Origin of the sequence: Lysinibacillus sp. GbtcB16 (assembly GCF_019091145.1) — a bacterium.
Lineage (GTDB): Bacteria > Bacillota > Bacilli > Bacillales_A > Planococcaceae > Lysinibacillus > Lysinibacillus fusiformis.
Genome location: NZ_JAGXJV010000164.1, coordinates 1 through 391, shown reverse-complemented (window position 1 = coordinate 391; position 391 = coordinate 1). Strand labels below are relative to the sequence as shown.

Genomic DNA, 391 nt, shown 5'->3' with positions numbered 1-391 from the left:
AGCAGCGCAAGGTTTCGATTCGCGGCAAGCTGACGAACACCGCCGATATCGTCAAAACGTTAAGCGGACTTGGCGGCGGCCAAGATGCATTCAAGGACGTTCTGAACTCCCCTGCCATCTCGGGGATGAGCGTTTCCCTGTCGGCTGTAATGACAGTCGACGAGGAAACGAAGCTGCCGGTCAGCATGGACGGCGGTTATCACATTGCATACGGAACCGATCCAGCTGTACCGATCGACCATATGGATATGAGTATGTCCATGACCTATAAGGATATAAACCAACCGATCGAAATCGCTCTCCCGGAGGAAGCCAAGAAGGCTAAGCCGTTCCCTATGCCTGAACAACCTGCGGTACCAGCGGTACCTGCGGTGCCTGCTGAACCCGCACA

Annotated in this window: 1 protein-coding gene; it reads left to right on the top strand. The window is 55.0% G+C overall.

Annotated features, from left to right (window positions below; genetic code table 11):
• Positions 1-391: hypothetical protein (locus KVT27_RS23840; RefSeq protein ID WP_217582094.1), on the top strand; the 391-nt coding region annotated here is incomplete at both ends.